Annotated in this window: 19 protein-coding genes and 1 pseudogene; 7 read left to right on the forward strand and 13 right to left on the reverse strand. The window is 70.4% G+C overall.

Annotated features, from left to right (window positions below):
• Window positions 1-632: 632 nt before the first annotated feature.
• Window positions 633-1264: pseudogene (locus tag EJG53_RS20120) on the reverse strand (HAD family hydrolase).
• Window positions 1265-1386: 122 nt separating this feature from the next.
• Here EJG53_RS20120 and EJG53_RS20125 point away from each other — a divergent pair.
• Complete coding sequence (locus tag EJG53_RS20125; RefSeq protein WP_125046002.1) at window positions 1387-1935, forward strand: DUF2269 domain-containing protein; 549 nt, start codon at window positions 1387-1389, stop codon at window positions 1933-1935.
• On the opposite strand, the gene EJG53_RS20130 is transcribed toward EJG53_RS20125, so the two are convergent.
• Together EJG53_RS20130 and EJG53_RS20135 are read right to left on the reverse strand one after the other, a co-directional pair.
• Window positions 1928-2356: a GlcG/HbpS family heme-binding protein gene (locus tag EJG53_RS20130; protein ID WP_125046003.1), complete on the reverse strand. Its 429-nt coding sequence runs from the start codon at window positions 2354-2356 to the stop codon at window positions 1928-1930. The two genes, EJG53_RS20125 and EJG53_RS20130, sit on opposite strands and share 8 nt — an antisense overlap.
• Before the next feature lie 182 nt (window positions 2357-2538).
• Entirely contained in the window at window positions 2539-3822 is a 1284-nt protein-coding gene (locus EJG53_RS20135) for an MFS transporter (protein WP_167515144.1), read from the reverse strand.
• Between the two features lie 134 nt (window positions 3823-3956).
• Between EJG53_RS20135 and EJG53_RS20140 the strand changes: the two genes are divergently transcribed.
• Entirely contained in the window at window positions 3957-4508 is a 552-nt protein-coding gene (locus EJG53_RS20140) for a MarR family winged helix-turn-helix transcriptional regulator (RefSeq protein WP_244955238.1), read from the forward strand.
• Window positions 4509-4532: 24 nt separating this feature from the next.
• Complete coding sequence (locus EJG53_RS20145; protein ID WP_125046004.1) at window positions 4533-4985, forward strand: GNAT family N-acetyltransferase; 453 nt, start codon at window positions 4533-4535, stop codon at window positions 4983-4985.
• 152 nt (window positions 4986-5137) lie between these two features.
• Here the strand turns inward: EJG53_RS20145 and EJG53_RS20150 are convergent, their stop codons facing one another.
• From EJG53_RS20150 to EJG53_RS20160, 3 genes are all read right to left on the reverse strand, one after another.
• On the reverse strand, window positions 5138-5911 hold the full coding sequence (locus EJG53_RS20150) for a TetR/AcrR family transcriptional regulator (RefSeq protein ID WP_125046005.1): 774 nt from the start codon (window positions 5909-5911) through the stop codon (window positions 5138-5140).
• Between the two features lie 530 nt (window positions 5912-6441).
• The gene (locus EJG53_RS20155) at window positions 6442-7596 is read right to left on the reverse strand and encodes a pyridoxal-phosphate-dependent aminotransferase family protein (protein ID WP_371858705.1); all 1155 of its coding nucleotides are present in this window, start codon (window positions 7594-7596) and stop codon (window positions 6442-6444) included.
• A 110-nt stretch (window positions 7597-7706) separates the two neighbouring features.
• On the reverse strand, window positions 7707-9167 hold the full coding sequence (locus tag EJG53_RS20160) for a serine hydrolase domain-containing protein (protein WP_125046006.1): 1461 nt from the start codon (window positions 9165-9167) through the stop codon (window positions 7707-7709).
• A 168-nt stretch (window positions 9168-9335) separates the two neighbouring features.
• Here EJG53_RS20160 and EJG53_RS20165 point away from each other — a divergent pair, with 168 nt between their 5' ends.
• Window positions 9336-9770 (forward strand): MerR family transcriptional regulator, encoded by a 435-nt coding sequence (locus tag EJG53_RS20165; RefSeq protein WP_125046007.1) that lies wholly within the window; start codon window positions 9336-9338, stop codon window positions 9768-9770.
• On the opposite strand, the gene EJG53_RS20170 is transcribed toward EJG53_RS20165, so the two are convergent.
• The 6 genes from EJG53_RS20170 to EJG53_RS20195 form a co-directional block, all read right to left on the reverse strand.
• On the reverse strand, window positions 9751-10467 hold the full coding sequence (locus EJG53_RS20170; RefSeq protein ID WP_125046008.1) for a tetratricopeptide repeat protein: 717 nt from the start codon (window positions 10465-10467) through the stop codon (window positions 9751-9753). The two genes, EJG53_RS20165 and EJG53_RS20170, sit on opposite strands and share 20 nt — an antisense overlap.
• Before the next feature lie 14 nt (window positions 10468-10481).
• Window positions 10482-11606, reverse strand: a complete 1125-nt coding sequence (locus tag EJG53_RS20175; RefSeq protein WP_125046009.1) for a DNA polymerase III subunit beta family protein — start codon at window positions 11604-11606, stop codon at window positions 10482-10484.
• A gap of 69 nt (window positions 11607-11675) precedes the next feature.
• Window positions 11676-12074 (reverse strand): YunG family protein, encoded by a 399-nt coding sequence (locus EJG53_RS20180; protein ID WP_125046010.1) that lies wholly within the window; start codon window positions 12072-12074, stop codon window positions 11676-11678.
• A gap of 88 nt (window positions 12075-12162) precedes the next feature.
• Window positions 12163-12774, reverse strand: coding sequence for an NAD(P)-dependent oxidoreductase (locus EJG53_RS20185; RefSeq protein WP_125046011.1), 612 nt, complete (start codon window positions 12772-12774; stop codon window positions 12163-12165).
• A 109-nt stretch (window positions 12775-12883) separates the two neighbouring features.
• On the reverse strand, window positions 12884-13630 hold the full coding sequence (locus EJG53_RS20190) for an SDR family NAD(P)-dependent oxidoreductase (protein WP_125046012.1): 747 nt from the start codon (window positions 13628-13630) through the stop codon (window positions 12884-12886).
• Window positions 13627-13944, reverse strand: coding sequence for a hypothetical protein (locus EJG53_RS20195; RefSeq protein ID WP_125046013.1), 318 nt, complete (start codon window positions 13942-13944; stop codon window positions 13627-13629). Before EJG53_RS20195 ends, EJG53_RS20190 begins: the two co-directional genes overlap by 4 nt.
• Before the next feature lie 70 nt (window positions 13945-14014).
• Between EJG53_RS20195 and EJG53_RS20200 the strand changes: the two genes are divergently transcribed.
• A complete protein-coding gene (locus EJG53_RS20200) occupies window positions 14015-14860 on the forward strand; it encodes a LysR family transcriptional regulator (RefSeq protein ID WP_125046014.1) in 846 nt (281 codons plus the stop codon).
• 60 nt (window positions 14861-14920) lie between these two features.
• Here the strand turns inward: EJG53_RS20200 and EJG53_RS20205 are convergent, their stop codons facing one another.
• A complete protein-coding gene (locus EJG53_RS20205; RefSeq protein WP_125046015.1) occupies window positions 14921-15499 on the reverse strand; it encodes a TetR/AcrR family transcriptional regulator in 579 nt (192 codons plus the stop codon).
• A gap of 70 nt (window positions 15500-15569) precedes the next feature.
• Between EJG53_RS20205 and EJG53_RS20210 the strand changes: the two genes are divergently transcribed.
• A complete protein-coding gene (locus EJG53_RS20210; protein WP_125046016.1) occupies window positions 15570-16463 on the forward strand; it encodes an NADP-dependent oxidoreductase in 894 nt (297 codons plus the stop codon).
• Window positions 16464-16552: 89 nt separating this feature from the next.
• Window positions 16553-17665, forward strand: coding sequence for an FAD-dependent oxidoreductase (locus EJG53_RS20220; protein WP_125046018.1), 1113 nt, complete (start codon window positions 16553-16555; stop codon window positions 17663-17665).
• Window positions 17666-17684: the final 19 nt, after the last annotated feature.

Genomic DNA, 17684 nt, shown 5'->3' on the forward strand with positions numbered 1-17684 from the left:
ACTCGCCGACGTACGCACCGTCATGCTCGCTCCGACCGTCCGTCGATCCCTGATGATCTTCAGGGTGATCTTCGGTGGACTTCTTCGACGGAGTGAACCATCCCCAATCGCCACTACTGCCGCCAGAAGAGCCGTTATCGGCTGTCGTGGTGGTCGGAGCGTCCATGGTCTGCCTCGCCTCGAACGTCTTTCGATCGTCTTCGCACTTCCGCAGTCCGGAATGTGCCCGCAATTCCCCCGCACCGCTTCGGAATACCTAATCGATCAGAGCTGTCCCGGCAACACCCTCCATAGCGGACACACTTCGCGTTCGTCCGGCACCGCGTGCGGACTCCTTCTCCGCAGCGTGCCACCTGCCCCGGCGCACCGGACAAACACCTGGAAGTCCGGGCGCGGCGGACCCCTCTGCCACTAAGCTGGCGGGCTTCACATACCGCCCCGCCGCACAGTCGCAGGCTGCCGGAAGCAGCCGTACCGCTCAACCGGACTAGACCATACCCGCAGTACTTGAATACACAACCCCTGTACTGGGGACACTTACTCCGGGCCCGCCGATTTCCGTGATCCGTCCCATAGAACACGATTCATCGGGCAGGCGAGAAGTACCGAACGACCGTGAGGGCAGCCGGGAATTACCCGTCGGCCCGGACGAGTTCGTACGCCTCGCGCAGGTCACGGCCGTCGTATGCGTATGAGGCCAGAGCGCTGACATGGTGGTCCGCATTCACCGCCACGGAAGCGGGAACGGCCGCGAACAGGGCGGTGTCGGACAGGGAATCGCCGTACGCCACACAGTCGGACCGGCTCAGACCGAACTCGGCGCACAGTTCATCCATAATCCGCACCTTTGCAGACGCGGAAAGTATCCCGTCCGGTTCCACCGGTTCACGAAAAGGCAGTGCGGGCCAGCGGGAGCCGTGCGCGGCGTCCGCTCCCCAGAGCGTCAGCCGCTCGACGAAGAACGCCGGTGACAGGGAGATCACCGCGCACCGCTCCCCCGCGCCCGGATGTCGGCCCACACCTCCCGGATGCCGGCCAGCCACGGAGCGCCCTCGAAGGCCGTCGCCACCACGTCCTCGGTCAGCTCGGCCCACAGCTCGCACGCCAGCTCCGCGAAGCGCACCGGCGTCAGCTCGCCGGCAATGAAGGCCCGCTCCAGCTCGGCGATCTCCTGGTCCAGCCCGAGTTGCCGGGATATCTCGACGGCGGCCGCCGAGCCGTAGAGCAGCGTGCCGTCCATGTCGAACAGATGCAGTCTCCCCATACCTGGGAGCGTAAAGGGGGGCGCCGACGGGGAGAGCGGATGCCCGCTGCTCAACCGCGCGTACGGCCGGATACTCCCGCCGTCGGATGCCGCGCTGTCCGCCGGGCGCGACCGTGGATCTCATGAAGCAGCTCAGCCGGCCCGTTCGCCGCACCGTCCTCGTCGTCCATGTCGCGGTCTCCGTCGGCTGGCTCGGGCTCACGCTCGGGCTGCTCACGCTCAGCGTCACCGGGTACGCCTCGGGGTCGCTGGAGACCACCGTGGCCGCCTACCGCGCCATGAAGATCTTCAGCGACTGGCTGATCCTCCCCGTGGCGCTGATTGCGCTGGTCAGCGGACTGGTGCTGTCCTTCGGTACGCCCTGGGGGCTGGCCCGTCACCGCTGGATCGTCGTCAAATTCTGGTTGACGTCGGTGACCATACTGCTGACGGCCTTCTCCTTGCGCCCGGGCATCGACCGGCTCGCGGCCGATGCCGTGGCGGGCTCTCCGGACACCGGCCTGAGCATGGTGTCCGCGCCGTCCGTGGCGACGGCCACGTACCTCTTCGTCACCGCCATCTCCGTACTCAAGCCCTGGGGCCTCACCCGACGCGGCGGCCGACTGCGCACTGCACAGTCGGCCGGGGTCCGCGGACGGGCACGTAAGCGCCCGAGTGGAGTCGTCAGTTGAGGCCCGCCGCCCCGATGGCGGTACGGGCGATGCGGTCGTCCTGCTCCGGTGCACCGCCGCCGACGCCGATCGCGCCGATCAGACGGCCGTCCCGGTGGACCGGTACGCCACCGGCGATGAACAGCAGCGGGCGGTCGAGCGCGGTGGGCAGCGTGTGGAAGAGGCCGTCGGGCCGTACGGCGTCGACAAGAGCGGCGGTCGGCGCGTCCAACTGGAGCGCGGTGTACGCCTTACGGGTGCTGGTCTCGCCCGAGATCAGCACGGCGGTGTCGTCGCGCCGGAAGCCGAGCAGGTGACCGCCCGCGTCCAGGACGGTGACACTGCCCTGGACCCCGAGGTCAGCGGCGGCAGCGCGAGCGGCCTCTATCAGGGCGTCCGCGTCGTGGGTGGTGAGGGGGCGGACGGTGGGGGTGGTGCTCATGAGGGGTGCTCCTGTGTGTGCGGGTGTGTGCAAGTACGTAGGGGTATGTGGACTATGTGCGCTGGTGCCAGCCGTGGGGGATGCCCGAACGGATGGGCGGGGCGCGCTGGCCTGTGTACGGGTGATCGCCGTACGGGTGAGGGGCGGACGAACCTGGGTGCCAGTCAGAGGCGCTTCGGCCCCTAACCGCGTACGGCCGCCGCAGCCTCCTCCGCAGCACTGTCGGCCACCGCTCCGCTCCCGTCCCCGGGCCCGGCCCCGGCTCCCGAGGCGGCGACAACCCGGCCGCCGCGCTCATCCGCGCCACTCCGGTCATCCCGGCCGCCCCGGCGCTCCAGTGCCCCCGCGAGGATCGCGACGCCCAGAGCCAGGACGGTCATCCCCACGCCGACCCAATTCGGCGCGGTCAGCCCGAGCCCCGCCGCGATGACGATCCCGCCGAGCCAGGCGGCGAGCGCGTTGCCGAAGTTGAAGGCCGCGATGTTGCCCACCGAGGCGAGCGTGGGGGCGGCTGCCGCCTGATCCATGATCCGCTTCTGCAGCGGTGGCACGGTCGCGAAGCCGAAGGCGCCGATGAGGGCAACGGTGACGGTCGCGGCGGCCTTGTTGTGGGCCGCGAAGCTGAACGCGGCCAGCGAGAGCGCGAGCCCGATCAATGACACGTACAGCATCGGCATCATGTGGCGGTCGGTGAACCGTCCCGAGACGAGGTTGCCGCCGACCATGCCCAGGCCGAAGACGGCCGTGAGCCAGACGACGGACGACGGCGCGAAGCCGGCCACCTCGGTCATCATCGAGGCGAGGTAGGTGACGGCCGCGAAGACGCCGCCGAATCCGAGGACCGTCATCAGCATCGCCAGTCCGACCTGCGGGTTCCGGAAGACGGCGATCTCTTGGCCCATGGGCGCGGCCGCCTTTACGGGCTGCGCCGGGACCAGCCGGGCGACGCCGAGGAAGCCGAGCACGCCCAGGACCGCGATGGCGACGAAGGTGGCGCGCCAGTTGATCTGCTGGGCGAGCAAGGTGCCGAACGGTACGCCCACGACGTTGGCGACGGTCAGTCCGGCGAACATCATCGAGATGGCGCCGGCCCGCTTGTGCGGCGCGACGAGATCGGCGGCCACCAGTGATCCGATGCCGAAGAACGCGCCGTGCGCAAAGGACGAAACGATCCGCCCGGCCAGCATGACCGCGAACACCGGCGCCACGGCAGTGAGCAGGTTGCCCACCACGAACAGCCCCATCAGCAGCATCAGCATCTGCTTACGGGTCATGCGGGTGCCGAGGACGGTCGTCAGCGGGGCGCCGACGACGACGCCGAGGGCGTAGAGGGTGGTCGCGTATCCGGCCATGGGGATGGAGACACCGAAGCCCGCGGCCACGTCGGGCAGCAGCCCCATCACCGCGAACTCGGTCATCCCGATCCCGAAGGCGCCGATGGTCAGCGCCAGGAGAGCGAGCGGCATGACGGATCCCTTCGAACGATTGCATGCAGGTTTAACAAGCGTTGACAATAATTGCAGACGCTGGTTATTTGCAAGCGCGGGCTATTTCGCCGGTGTCCTATCCTGGGTCGTACGACCTGTAAGGAGGTCCCTCGATGACGCAGCAGACCCGGCGGGCGCCGCAGGACCCGCGGCGGACGGGACAGGACGAGGACGCGCAGCACGGCCACCAGGCGCCCGGGCAGGGCTGCCCCGCCGGCTCCAGTTCCGCCCCGGCCCTCGCCCAGGGCTGGTGCGCCCTCTCCGCCCTGCACGGCCGTATCGAGTCGCACATCGAGCGCGCGTTGCAGGCCCGGCACGACCTGAGCGTCCGGGAGTTCTCCGTACTGAACGTGCTCAACGAGCAGCACGACGGCCCGGGCGGCCACCTGCGGATGCACCAGGTCGCGGACTCGGTCGTCCTCAGCCAGAGCGCCACCACCCGCCTGGTCACCCGCCTCGAAGAGCGCCGCCTGCTCTCCCGGTACCTCTGCCCCGACGACCGGCGCGGCATCTACACCAACGTCACCGACGAAGGCCGTCAGCTCCTCGAAGAGGCCCGTCCGACGCACGACGCGGCGCTGCGCGAAGCACTCCAGGACGCCGCAAAACGCCCCGAGCTGGCCCCTCTGGTGACCGCGGTGGAAACCCTCGCAGCGCCTGCCTGAGCAGGGGTGCGTAGGGTCCCGCTCATGAGCGACATCGAGATCCGCCCAGCGACCGAGGACGACCTTCCCGCCATCGTCGCCATGCTGGCCGACGACGCGCTGGGCGCCACCCGCGAGAGCCCGGACGACCTGACCCCGTACCGCGCGGCGTACGAGCTGCTGGCCGCCGACCCCAACCAGCATCTGGTCGTCGCCGTACGCGGCGACCGCCCGGTGGGGACGCTCCAGCTCACGGTGATACCGGGGCTTTCACGACGCGGCAGCAGCCGTTCTCTCATCGAGGCGGTGCGTGTCCACGCGGACGAGCGGGGCAGCGGCCTGGGTACCCGGCTGATCGAGTGGGCAGTCTCCGAATCGCGCGCCCTCGGCTGCCGGCTGGTCCAGCTCACCTCCGACGCGACGCGCGTCGACGCCCACCGCTTCTACGAGCACCTCGGCTTCGAGGCGTCCCACCTGGGCTTCAAACTCCACCTCTGACCTCGCACCGCCCTGCCCCGACGCGTTCTTCCCCCGCCTCCTCCCGCCGCGTTTCCGCTTGCTCAGCCCGTCCCGGGGCGCCCGCGCGACCGCCGCACCGGGTGACCCGGGACGTCCTACGCGCCCGGGTCACCTCTTCGCCCCGCGCCTTCTCAGTCGCGGCTCCCGCCCTCTCCGCGGGTAGGCGCGGTACGCACCGCTCGCGCCCTGGCCCGATGCGCCTTCTGTCGGCAGGCTCCGCCGCAGAACCGAGCCGGCCGCCCCGTCCGCGCGGAAGAAACAGGGTCACCGCACACCTCGCACAGAGTTTCGTTACGGCCCTGCGCTTGTCGGGGAAGTTTCGTCACACCTCTGCCGACCCGCAACCCGTCGCACATCAACGTCGTCATCCGCCCCTGCGACGCCCCTGACGAAACCCGCCGCTGCTCCATCGAGAGACACCCGACCAGGAGGGCCAGGACATCGTCGAGGCTGACGTCCTTCCTTACGCCGCCCGCCTCTTGGGCCCGTACGAGCAAGACGCCCAGGGCCTCGGTGAAGTCCCGTTCGGCCTGCGGCGAGGGCTGGTAACCACCCTCGCCGGCCGCTTCCAGCGCGTCGCACAGCGCCTTGTTACGGGACGCCAGCCGGATCACCGACGCGAGGAACCGGAAGAAGACGGCAACGGGGTCCGCGGCATCCGCCAAGTCCCTTGCCGTGTCGGTGAAAAGCCGCACCCGGTCGGCGACTGCTGCTCTGAACAGCGCGTCTTTGGAGGGGAAATGACGATAGACGGTGCCAGCACCGACTCCGGCGCGCCGCGCGATCTCGCCCAGCGGTACACCCAACCCCTGCTCTTCGAAAGCGGTTCGGGCCGCTTGCAGCACCAGCTCCCTGTTGCGCCGCGCGTCCGCCCGCGCAGGGGCGGACGCCCCACTCGTCACCATCTCGCCCTCCTCAGAACCGTCGACTTCCGGTACGAGCGGTCTTCGCGCTCAACCGGGTCATTCGTTCCGATTCTAGAGGGGCCTGAGATCAAGATCACCAACAGCCGCGCCGCTGCGGTGACGGGAGCAACAGACCCGCAGGGGTACGCGGCGACCTCGGCCATGTAGGTGCCGCCGTCGTAGCGAGCGGGTGCGGGACCGGGAGCGCACGAGCCTTCAGCGTCCAGCCTCACTCCGGCTCTCCCGCCCCGCCACCGGAGTACGACCGAACGGCGGAGCCCCACCACGGCCGCGCCGTCACGGCCACGGCGCACGAAGCCAAGACACGGCCACTCGCCTTCGCTGTCACGCCACAGCGCCCAACTGAGCGCATTCACAAGTTCGTTGGCCGCCACAGGGTCGCTCTCGCCCAGCACCCCGGTTTCACGTGAAACAGCTACCGACCGACAAAAAAATGGGGTGTCGTTTCACGTGAAACGACACCCCAGGTACCGCGCGCCGAAGGCGCTGCGCGGCGAGCGCTCAGAGCCTCAGCCCGCGATGACCTCATCCCAAGCCGCGCCCGCCGCCGCGGCCGCCCCGTCACCGTCCACCGTGACACCGAGCGCCCGCAGTCCCGCCGCCAACGCCGCGAGGGACGCCAGCACCACACCCCGCTCTGCCGCCTGACCGTAGTGGTTCAACCGGATCATCTCCTTGGCCAGCGCCCCGGCCGCAGCCTGGACGGGCACCACGACCGTTCCGTCCGCCGCGTCCAGCGCAGCGGAGACGATGTCGCGGGCGTCCATGTCGGCAGGCACGCGCAGCGTCGTGGCCGCGGGGGCCGCGTCCTCGTCCCGCAGTACGTACGGGGACAGGGCACCGAGCGCACGCACACCTGCCCGTACCGCCGCCGCGGCCGCCCGGTGACGGGTGATGACCGCGTCCAGGCCCTCCGCCTCGACCCGGTCCACGGCCTGCTCCAGAGCGAGCATCTCCAGTTGTGCCGGAGCGTGCGGCAGCGCGGTACGTCCGCCGTCGATCCACCGCTCCTTCCAGTCCAGCAGCGAGAGGTAGGAGCGACGGGGAGCCTGCTCGTTGGCCGCGATGCGCTCCCAGGCCCGGGCGCTCACCGAGACGGCCGAGACGCCGGCCGGCCCGCCCAGCGCCTTCTGCCCGCCGATCACGCACAGGTCGACGCCCCAGTCGTCGGTGAGCAGCGGTTCCGCTCCCACCGAGGCCACGGCGTCGAGCATGAACAGCGCGCCGTGCTCTCGCACGACGGCACCGATCTCGGCGACCGGGTTGGTGTTACCGGTCGCCGCCTCGGCGTGCACCAGGCTCACGAAGTCGATGGCGGGGTGCTCACGCAACGCCTCCGCCACCTGCTCCGGGCGCACGGCCCCCGTGAACGGTGCGCTGATCGTGACGAACTCGGCGCCGCAGGACCGCAGCCAGCCGCCGAAGGTCTCGCCGTACGGTCCGGTCACGATGTTGAGCGCCGTGTTGCCGGGGCCCACGGCAGAACGGATGCACGCCTCCAGCGGCAGCAACGCCTCACCCTGCATGGCCACGACGTCGGCCTGGGTGCGCATCAGCGCCGCGACCTTGTCCTCGATCCGCGCGAAGTGTCCGGCGGTGAGCGGCGGCAGATCGAGCAGATCCGGGGCGTCGGAGGTCGTGTTCACGGCGGTCACGTCAGTCACGGTGGCCTTCCAGCGGTAGCGGGCCGCGGTGCGGCGGCTCCTGATATGTGGCACGACTGTACGTCCGGGGCAGTCACCCCTGCCGTACGGGCTCGCGTCCCCCGCCACCGTCAGCGACCGCGCCAGCCCTCCGCATCGACTCCACCCGGCACCGACTCTGCGGGCTCGTACGGGCCCCGGGTGAAGACGAAGGTGCCCACGTCCAGGTGGCTGACCGAGCCGTCCTCACCACGGACGACACGCAGCCTCTCACCGGCGAAGTAGCCGTCCAGCCCGGTCCAGGTGCCATCGGCCTCCGCACGGAACCGCGAAGCCCGGCCCCCCGGGCCCGAGAGGAGCGAGATCTCCAGCGCCCGTGCCGCACCCAACTGCAGGACGTACGGGTGCGCGCCCCAGTACCACGGCCCGGTGAGGGCCAGCAGGTCCTCGTCCAGCGGTCCGGCCAACGGGCTCCACGGCTCGGGAATGCGCGGCTCCCGCTCTGCGACGATCCCGGCCAGATCGGCGGCGACGGCGCTGACGGCCGGACCCGACGTGCAGTTCGCCAGCACGACACCGGCGACGTCTTCGGCAACGTCGACCCACAGGGACGCCAGGAAGCCGGGCATGGATCCGGTGTGGCCGAACAGCAGGCGCCCGTTCCACCGTACGAGCTGAAGCCCGAGCCCGAAGCCGCCGTCCCACGCCGCATCCTCGGGCGGTACCGACGGCGTACGCATCTCGGCCAGGGTGGCGGCGCTGAGCACCCGGTCGTCACCACGGACCAGGAACGCCGCCCAGCGCCCCAGGTCCTCGACCGTGGACCAGAGCTGTCCGGCCGGGCTCATCAGGCCGGTGTCCTGGGCGGGCTCCGGCAACATCACGTCCGCCCAGGGATGCACCGCCCACCCGTCGGCATACGGCGCCTGCGGCTGGAGCGTCGTACGGCCCATGCCCAGCGGTTCCAGCACCTCCCGGCGCAGCACCTCACCCCAGGGCTGCCCACCGCGCAGGCGCTCGACCAGGGAGCCCAGCAGGGCGTAACCCGGATTGGAGTAGTGGAACCGCCGCCCGGCGGACATACGGCGCGGATCTCCCTCGAAAAGATCGCCGGGCTCCGGCCTCAGGGTCCCGGGTGTCCGCTCCCACCAGGGACCACGAGCTTCGGCCGCCAGCCCCGAGCTGTGCGAGAGGAGCTGGGCGACGGTCACGTCCGGAGCCGCGCTGCCCGGCACATGCTTGCCGAGCGGATCGTCCAGGGTGAGCAGCCCTTCGTCACGCAGCCGCAGCACCAGTACCGCGACAAACGTCTTGGTGATCGAACCGATCCGGTACTGAACACCCACACCGCCGCCGGCGCCGTCGTCGCTGCCGCTACGAGACGCAGCCCAGGCCACCTTCCCGTCCCGGATCACCGCGCCCGTCAGCGACGGCGCGCGTCCCTCGGCCTGGCCGACCGCCAGCCGCCGCAACAGTGCCCGCCTCGTCTCCGGCAGCAAGGCCCCGAACGGCTCCGCCTCGTGCTCTCCCGTACCGACCAGCTCCCCGTCTGATCCCCGTTCCTGGCGCACGTCGGACGGCTCCCCACTCATGGCACTCCTCGACAGGTCAACAACCACGGTCCGGACAAGGATGGAGCACCCGGCCCACCGCCCGCACCGTCAAATCCGTCCGAGCCCCTGGACATGACGCCGACGTCAACGGCTACGGTCGTCACGGCGCCCGGAACAGCACCGTGCCGGGCCCGGACGGGGGCGGACATGCGGATCGGAGAACTCGCCGAGCGAGCGGGTACCACCACTCGCACCTTGCGGTACTACGAAGCGCGCGGGCTGCTCCACGCCGAGCGCACGGCCAACGGTCACCGCACCTACGACGATGCCGACCTCAGGCTGCTGCGGCAGATCCAGGTGCTGCAACGCTTCGGCTTCGAACTGGAAGAGACCCGGCCCTTCGTGGAATGCCTGCGCGCCGGCCACCCAGCAGGCGACGCCTGCCCCGCCTCGGTCCAGGTCTACCGGCGCAAGCTGGCCGAACTGGACGCCTGCATCGCGCAACTCCAGGAGGTACGGGAGCAGGTGGGCGATCAACTGGCCCGCGCCGAAGAGGCCATGAACGAGCTGGCCGGCCCGGTCACACAACCCGGAGGGCCCCAGCCTCACCCACTGTGCGAGCTCACCCGCGCCGAGAGCTGACTCCACCCGCCACCGATGCACCGGCCCCTTCGCCCAACGACACGATGGCCTCCCCGAGGATCTGCTGTTCCTCCGCCATGAGCCACCGCGCCGCATGGACCATGTGCAGCACCGACCGGAGCCGGTCACGATCCTGCTCGGAACCGAGATCACTCAGGTACGCCGGCAGGATCATCCCCAGCGCCCTGAGGTCCTGCTGCTCGCAGAGCCTGGCCAGCAGCCCCGCCAGCAACGCGCCCTCAGCCTGCCGACCTCCCGCCGCTTCCGTCACCTCCTGTCCCACTGCTGTCCCCCGCAACCCTTCCGCGATGGCGAGACGGTTCCACATCCCGTAGTCCCCGCCCGGAGCGTCCTCCACCCGCTCGGCAGCGCGCTGAAAGTACTCGTGCGCCACAGCGGTCTCACCCAGCTCCCGGTGGGCACGCGCCATGTTCGCGTACAGGGACGCGTAGAACCCGCTGACGCGTTCGTCGCTCACCCGGTCCGCCCGGTCCAAGCACTCCTGATTCCACCGGAGCGTCTCCTCCGGCGTGTCCTGGTGCCGTGCCACGTAATGAGCGGCGACACATGCCTCGTAATCGTCACTCGCTTCTTCCCACGCCTCCAGGAAAAGACGGAGCGCGATGCCGTCCTCGCCCCGCGCCTCGGCCTCCATGCCGTGCACGCACAGCCGCACCACATGATTGTTCGCGTCCATCGTTCGGCTCCCCTTCAGCCTGTTTCACGTGAAACAAGCACCCGCACCGGCATGACCAAGGTGGTGAAACTGCCTTGGTCAGCGGAGCGCACGACGACCGGCTCGCTCTCGGAAGCGACCTCCAGCAGCACATCGGGCCCCACCCCCGCGTCCAGAGCGGGAACGAGCACCGCCGGATCGAAGGCGATACGCAACGGCGGACCCGAGCAGACCGCACCCACCTCGACCGCCGATCGCCCTCCGCCTCCGCTCTCGTCCCCGCCTCCACCTCCGCTGACAACCACCTCCTGTGCTCCAACCCGCACTGTGATCACAGCGCCCTTCTCCCGCTCGGCGAAAGCCTCACGGAGCGCCGTCCGGTCCGCAATGATCCGATGCCGGACGGTCCCCATTCCGTCCAGCACCACCCGGTAATCGGGAAACTCCCCCGCACGCCCCACGAACGGGCGGCACTCCCCGCTGTCCCCGATCAGGCGTCCTTCGTCACCGTTCACCTCGATGTCGACGTGCTGGTGTCGCAGTGCCCACACCGCCATGTCGGCCAGTTCTGCCGCATCGATCAGTAGCCGGGTCGGAGCGCCACCCGCCGTCATCGCCCGCAGGGTCCGGACCGCCAACCGGTACCGGTCGGTGGCCACCACCCGCACCTCGCTGTCGTCGAGTTCGAGCAACACGCAGCCGAGCGCCGGATACTTCGCACGGGTCCCGGCGTCCGCGACCGCGGGCCCCACCTGCCGTACCGCGCTGGCCAGCTCCGCACCACCGACACCGGCCCGCCCCCGCGGCTGCTGCGGAGTCTCCGCCGGGCTCCCTCGCAGCATCTCCTCGATCAACGCCCGGGCGGCGTCCGCCGCCTGTCGCGTCCGATCCACGTGCGAGTACAGGACCGTACGGGCTTCCACCTCGCCCCCGTCCAGTACGGCCCTTGCATCCAGCAACGGCAGTCCTGCCTCCCGCAACCTGCGGAGCAACACAGCACGGCCCTCCTGCTCGGCCCCGTAGAACCGGTAGCCGCTCGCCGGGTCGACCTTGACGGGACGCAGGACTCCGCAGTCGTCATAGAAGCGCAGCGCGCTCGGAGCCAGGCCTACCCGCCGCCCGAACGCTCCGATGCCCAGCAGCTCATCGCTCTCGTCCATGACCGCGATTGTGGGACTTCAAGCAACCTGAAGGTCAAAGCCGAGCCGGTGGCGCCGCGCTCCCGTCACCTACGCGGGCGTTCGGCCGAGTGCCTGCCAGACCCGGCCGCGCAACAGCTCGTACTCGTCGGCACGGCGCGGCAGTCGCCCCACAGGCCGCTCGACAACCCGCCTGCCGGACACCACCTGCCCACGCCTGAACTGCTCGTGCGTGAGGTCGACCTCGATGCCGCTGGGAAGCCGGTTCCACATGTGGTGCCCCTGCTGCTCCCCGTCGAGGTGCACCTCCCCGGCCAACAACTCGCCACCGAAGAAGTCGTGCACGACGAGAGCGGTGATGTCGCAGTGGCCCCAGGCCGGGTTGTCGGCGGTCCAGGGACTACGGAGGAGATCGTCGGGCGAACACGTATCGGCGGCCCAGCCCGCGCGGATCGCTTGAGTGATGTCAGTGAGCGTCAGAGGAATCATGGGGTGCAGCATCACAGCAGCCACTGACAACGCAGCCGTGATGCCAGACACCCCGCGCAAGCCCAACAGCCGTCGTCGTCATGGGCGATCAGCTCAGTGGGACGAGTATCTCGCCACCGTGACCGGACGTCTGAGCCTCGTCCAGCATGAGGGCGGCGACCGTGGCACGCGAGATTCTGGGCGGCAGCAGCGGACGCGGCAGGTCGGCGAGCGGCACGAGACGGCGTCCGGGGCTCAAGGGCCCGTCCTTGAGGTCCGGGGCGTGGAACACCGTGGCGCCGGCGTCGAGGGCGATCTGGTCGGCCTCGGCCTTCTCGGCCAGTTCCGCGCCGACGAACGTCCGCATCACCGCCCGGTAGATCATTCCGCCCGCGCGTTCCGACGGGCCCGACCCCAGTGCACCGAGCCACACGGTGGGGCGTTGTGCGGCGGCGAGCAGCCTGGCGCCGGCGACGAGCGCCCCCGGGCCGTCGCCCTTGCCGATGCCGATGGCCGAGACGACCACGTCGGCATCATCCAGGCCGGGAAAGTTGCGGGGGCAGAAGACGTCCGCCCGCCGGACGTCGACCTGCCGCGAGGTGGCCACGGCGGCCCGATCCGGGGCGCGGACGAGAGCCACGACCTGGTGTCCCCGCTCAAGTGCCTGGTCGACGAGCAGGCGGCCGACCCGCCCGGACGCGCCGAGTACTGCGATGCGCATGATGGTCCGTTCTCTGACTCGACTGACTCAACTGACAGAACTGACGGGACGGCACGGCGCGGGCACACGCCCGCAGTCCCCGCTGCCTCCCTCTCGACCGCGACGCCCCTCAAGCCCGCCGCCCGCCGTCGACCGACATCGCGATCCCGGTGACGTACGAAGCAGCGTCCGAGCAGAGCCAGACCGCCGCCGCGGCGGCCTCCTCCGGCACGGCCAGCCGGCCGAGGGGCGTGATCGCCTCCTGCATCGCGATCATGTCCGTGCCGGCCGCCACCGTCTCGAACCCCGGGGTGCGGGTCGGGCCGGGGCAGACGGCGTTGACCCTGATGCCGTCCGGCGCGTAGTCGACCGCTGCGGCTTTGGTGAGGCCGACGATGCCGTGCTTGGCGGCCACATAAGCGGGGGCGTGCGGGATCGCGTACAGGCCGCCGTTGGAGGCGATGTTGACGATCGCGCCCCCGCTTTCGAGCAGGGGCAGCTCGTACTTCATGCACAGGAAGGTCCCCGTCAGGTTGACGCGGGTCACGCGCTCGAACTCGTCCTGGGTCATCCGGTCGAGCCGCCGGTGGTGCGAGGCCATGCCGGCGTTGTTCACGGCGAAGTCGAGGCCGCCGTACTCCGTGACCGTGCGCTCGACGGCCGCCCGCACGGAACGCTCGTCGGCGATGTCGACGGTGACGGCCAGTGCTTCCCCACCGTCCGTCCTGATCAGCTCCGCGGTCTCGGCCGCCGTGCTGCCGTCGATGTCGAGTACGGCGACGGCGGCACCGCTCTCAGCGAACTTCAGGGCCGCCGCACGGCCGATCCCGCTGCCTGCGCCGGTGACCAGCCCTATCTTCCGAGAAGCGTCGCTCATGCCAGCGGCTCGTGATTCGCCCAGGCGACCTTGTACGGGTGCCGTGCTTGCCAGTATTCGATGACCTCGTGCACTCCAGGTGCAGTGAACGCTTTCGCCAGCGCGTCGGTGTCGGGCAGGACCATCTGCACGATCGCGGTCGCTACCAACGCCGCGACGGCCTCCTCGCCCGGGACGGGAAGGTGACGCCGGGCCACGACCGACTGTACGAGTCCGGTGTCCAGCATGACCCGTTCGATGTCCGCGAGATATCGGTCCAGCTCGGTGTCGGGCAGCGGCCGGTCAAAGGAAACGATCATTGTGTGGTTGACCATGCGACCAGTCTTGGGGTCGTCCGCCATCGGCGTCCAAGACCCGTTCGACATGCGGCGATAACCTACAGGCATGGCCGAACTGGAGACCCGCGAGCTGGAGTACTTCCTCGGCGTCGCCGACGAGCTGCACTTCGGCCGGGCCGCCGACCGGCTCGCCATCGCTCAGCCCGCGCTGTCGAAAGCGATTCGGCGGATCGAGGCCCGGCTCGGCGTACCGCTGTTCATCCGCTCCAGCCGGAGCGTCGAACTAACACCGGCCGGGCGGGCGTTGCAGGAGCACGGTCGCCATGCGCTCAACGCGGTCAGCGCGGCCGTCCAGAGCGCCCGTCGCGCCGGCGACACCCGGCGCCACCTGCGGCTCGTGCTCAAGCCCGGTGGCGACGCCGGGCTGCTGTCCGCGATCCTGGCCGAGTATGCCCGTCGGCACGACTCCCGCCAGGTGGACATCCTGTTCAGCGGCCCCGCCGACCGTGTCGACATGCTCCGCGACGGCCGGGCCGACATCGGCCTGCTCTACGTACCGTTCGACGATCTCGACGGCCTGGCCCACGAGACGCTGCACGCCGAGGAGCGCGTGGTCATCGTCCCGTCCGCGCACCGGTTGGCCGGGCAGGCTTCGGTGCGCATGGCGGATCTGGAGGGTGAGACGCTGCCGCGCTGGAGAGGGGTGCCCGGGGGCGACGGCACCGGTCCGGAGGTCGCCGACGTCACCCAGCTACTCCACATGATCACGGCGGGCCGGATGATCGGGGTGCTGCCCCGCTCACTGGCCGAACCGGTTCCGGCCGGCCTGATCTGCGTCCCGGTGACCGACGCGCCGCCCAGCCGCCTCGTACTCGCCTGGAACGCACAGGACCGCCGGCCGATGGTCGCGTCATTCGTGGCTGCCGCGATCGGGTCCCGCCAGGCGGACTGACGTTCCCCGCCTCCGACCACCCCTGACCCGCGCGGCGGGAGGAACGGTTCCGTACGCCGGTCACGCAGAGCGGGCGACCTCCCAGGCCGCCTCGATCATCCGGAAGATCTCGTCCACCGCGGCCTGCGGTTCGGCCTCCTCACGGGCCAGCGAATAGGCGTCGATCACGAACCGCGCGATCGTCCGGCCGGCCGTCATGGTCAGCGGCAGGCCGGGCTCGGCGGTGATGGCCGCCGCCAGCGACTCCGCATGGCGCAGCCGCATCGACTCCTCGTACTTCCGCAGGGCGGGTGAACCGTCGATCATGCGCCAGATGGGGGCGGCTTCCGCCGCGGTGCAGTGCCGCACCAGGGCCTGGATCTCGCGGCGCAGCGCGGGGATGAGCGGCTCGTGCGGCCCCCGGTCGGTGACCGCCCGGATGAGGCGTTGCTCGAAGTCTTCGTCCTGCTCGAACACCAGGGCCTCTTTCGAGGCGAAGTGGGAGAAGAGCGTGGTGACGGCCACGTCCGCCTCGGCGGCGACGTCACGGATGCCCACCGCGTCGTACCCGCGTTCCAGGAAGAGCCGCAGAGCGGCGTCGGCGATCTTCTGGCGCGTCGCGGCTTTCTTGCGTTCACGGCGTCCGGGCGGCTCCGTCATGCGTTGATGCTATCAGGTACGAAGCCGCAACAGTTCCAAAACACTAACCGTTAGTGCTACGGTCCCCGGCATGAAGAAAGTGAGCTTCTCCGAGTTCGGCGGTCCCGACGTGCTGCGCCTCATCGACGCCGAGGAGCCCCACGCGGGCCCCGGGCAGATACGTATCGCCGTACGGGCGGCGGGCGTGAACCCCGTCGACTGGCGGATCCGCGAGGGCCAGTTCCAGAAGGCCCACCCGATCGAGCTGCCCGCAGGAGTCGGGCAGGACGCCTCCGGAGTGGTGGACGAGGTCGGTGCGGGCGTCGAAGGGATCCGGGCCGGCGACCGCGTGTTCGGCGAGGGCGCGAGCACTTACGCCGAGTTCGCCGTGCTGTCGGCCTGGGCCCGGATGCCCGAGCACCTGACGTTCGAAGAGGCGGCCGGCTACCCCTCCGTGGTGGAGACCGCGCTGCGCATCATCCACCAGGTCGGCGTGCGTCCCGGGCAGACGCTGCTGGTCAGCGGCGCGTCCGGGGGAGTCGGTTCGGCGGTGCTGCAGATCGCCCGCGACCGCGGCATCACGGTGATCGGTACGGCCGGGGCCGCAAACCAGGACTACCTGCGCAGCCTGGGCGCCATCGCCACGACGTACGGCGAGGGCTGGACCGAGCGGGTACGGCAGCTCGGCCACATCGACGCGGCCCTCGACCTGGCCGGCTCGGGCGTGATCCGCGAACTCGTCGACCTGACCGGCGACCCGCAGAAGGTGATCTCCATCGCCGACCTCGGCGCACCGGAGTTCGGTGTCCGCTTCTCCGGCGTGGCCGGAAGCGTGCCGGACGCGCTCATCGAGGCCGCCGCCCTGGTCGAGCGGGGCAAGCTCCACATCCCGGTCGAGAAGACGTACACGCTCGCCGAGGCCGCGACGGCGCACATCGACAGCCACGCCGGTCACACCCGAGGGCGGCGGGTCATCGTCGTCTGAGCCGCTTCCCGCGCGGTCGCGCTGCCCGGCGGGCCGTACTCCCGGAGCACCTGCCGGGCCCGGCAGGTGTACGACACGCAAGGAGTCCCATGCACACTCCTGTCACGATCATCGGCGCCGGCCTCGGCGGCCTGGTGCTGGCCCGCGTCCTGCACGTACACGGCATCCCGGCCGTGATCTACGAGGCGGACCCTTCGCCGACGGCGCGCTCGCAGGGCGGGATGCTCGACATCCACGCCCACAGTGGCCAATTCGCGCTCGGAGCGGCGGCTTTGACGGAAGAGTTCCGCGGCATCGTCCTGGAGGGCCGCCAAGCCATACGGCTCCTCGACCGGAACGGGACCGTCCTCTTCGACAAGGCCGACGACGGCACCGGTACGAGCCCCGAGGTACAGCGCGGCGACTTGCGGCAGATCCTGCTCGACGCGCTCCCCGACGGCACCGTCCGATGGGGCCACAAGGCCACCGGCGTCCGCACCGTCGGCGAGGCCCGCCACGAGGTGATCTTCGCCGACGGCTCCACCGTCGCCACGAACCTCCTGGTCGGCGCGGACGGCGCCTGGTCACGCGTCCGCCCGCTGCTCTCCGACGCCACCCCCGCATACATCGGCCGGTCCTTCGTCGAGACCTGCCTGTACGACGCGGACACCCACCATCCGGCCACCGCGAAAGCGGTCGGCGGCGGGACGCTCGCGGCGTTCGACCCGGACGAGCGCGGGAAGTGGCTCGTGGCCCACCGGGAGAAGGACGGTGCCCTCCGCGCCTACGTCACGCTGGCCAAGCCGCAGGACTGGTTCGCCGGCATCGACTTCACCGATGCCGCCGCGGCCGCCACGCGGATCGCCCAGGAGTACGACGGCTGGGCACCGGAACTCGCCACCCTGATCACCGGCATCGACACGGCACCGGTCCTGCGCCCCCTCCATGCCCTGCCGGTCGGGCACCGCTGGGACCGGGTGCCGGGAGTGACCCTGCTCGGCGACGCCGCCCACCTCTCGCCCCCTGACGGCGAGGGCGCCAACCTCGCCATGCAGGACGCCGCCGAACTCGGCACGGCCCTCGCCGCGCACCCCGACGACATCGAGACCGCCCTCACCGCGTACGAGCAGGCCCTGTTCCCCCGCAGCGCCACAGCCGCCGCGACCGCCGAGGTCACCCACAACCCCACGCCCCAAGAGCTCATCGGCTTCTTCGCCCGGTAGGCACGGGAAAGCTGAAGGG

Origin of the sequence: Streptomyces chrestomyceticus JCM 4735, from assembly GCF_003865135.1 — a bacterium.
Lineage (GTDB): Bacteria > Actinomycetota > Actinomycetes > Streptomycetales > Streptomycetaceae > Streptomyces > Streptomyces chrestomyceticus.

Coding starts and splice junctions, on each gene's coding strand:
- EJG53_RS20125 (WP_125046002.1), top strand. CDS start 1,387: ATGAAGCAGCTCAGCCGGCCCGTTCGCCGCACCGTCCTCGTCGTCCAT.
- EJG53_RS20130 (WP_125046003.1), bottom strand. CDS start 2,356: ATGAGCACCACCCCCACCGTCCGCCCCCTCACCACCCACGACGCGGAC.
- EJG53_RS20135 (WP_167515144.1), bottom strand. CDS start 3,822: ATGCCGCTCGCTCTCCTGGCGCTGACCATCGGCGCCTTCGGGATCGGG.
- EJG53_RS20140 (WP_244955238.1), top strand. CDS start 3,957: ATGACGCAGCAGACCCGGCGGGCGCCGCAGGACCCGCGGCGGACGGGA.
- EJG53_RS20145 (WP_125046004.1), top strand. CDS start 4,533: ATGAGCGACATCGAGATCCGCCCAGCGACCGAGGACGACCTTCCCGCC.
- EJG53_RS20150 (WP_125046005.1), bottom strand. CDS start 5,911: ATGGTGACGAGTGGGGCGTCCGCCCCTGCGCGGGCGGACGCGCGGCGC.
- EJG53_RS20160 (WP_125046006.1), bottom strand. CDS start 9,167: ATGAGTGGGGAGCCGTCCGACGTGCGCCAGGAACGGGGATCAGACGGG.
- EJG53_RS20165 (WP_125046007.1), top strand. CDS start 9,336: ATGCGGATCGGAGAACTCGCCGAGCGAGCGGGTACCACCACTCGCACC.
- EJG53_RS20170 (WP_125046008.1), bottom strand. CDS start 10,467: ATGGACGCGAACAATCATGTGGTGCGGCTGTGCGTGCACGGCATGGAG.
- EJG53_RS20175 (WP_125046009.1), bottom strand. CDS start 11,606: ATGGACGAGAGCGATGAGCTGCTGGGCATCGGAGCGTTCGGGCGGCGG.
- EJG53_RS20180 (WP_125046010.1), bottom strand. CDS start 12,074: ATGATTCCTCTGACGCTCACTGACATCACTCAAGCGATCCGCGCGGGC.
- EJG53_RS20185 (WP_125046011.1), bottom strand. CDS start 12,774: ATGCGCATCGCAGTACTCGGCGCGTCCGGGCGGGTCGGCCGCCTGCTC.
- EJG53_RS20190 (WP_125046012.1), bottom strand. CDS start 13,630: ATGAGCGACGCTTCTCGGAAGATAGGGCTGGTCACCGGCGCAGGCAGC.
- EJG53_RS20195 (WP_125046013.1), bottom strand. CDS start 13,944: ATGGTCAACCACACAATGATCGTTTCCTTTGACCGGCCGCTGCCCGAC.
- EJG53_RS20200 (WP_125046014.1), top strand. CDS start 14,015: ATGGCCGAACTGGAGACCCGCGAGCTGGAGTACTTCCTCGGCGTCGCC.
- EJG53_RS20205 (WP_125046015.1), bottom strand. CDS start 15,499: ATGACGGAGCCGCCCGGACGCCGTGAACGCAAGAAAGCCGCGACGCGC.
- EJG53_RS20210 (WP_125046016.1), top strand. CDS start 15,570: ATGAAGAAAGTGAGCTTCTCCGAGTTCGGCGGTCCCGACGTGCTGCGC.
- EJG53_RS20220 (WP_125046018.1), top strand. CDS start 16,553: ATGCACACTCCTGTCACGATCATCGGCGCCGGCCTCGGCGGCCTGGTG.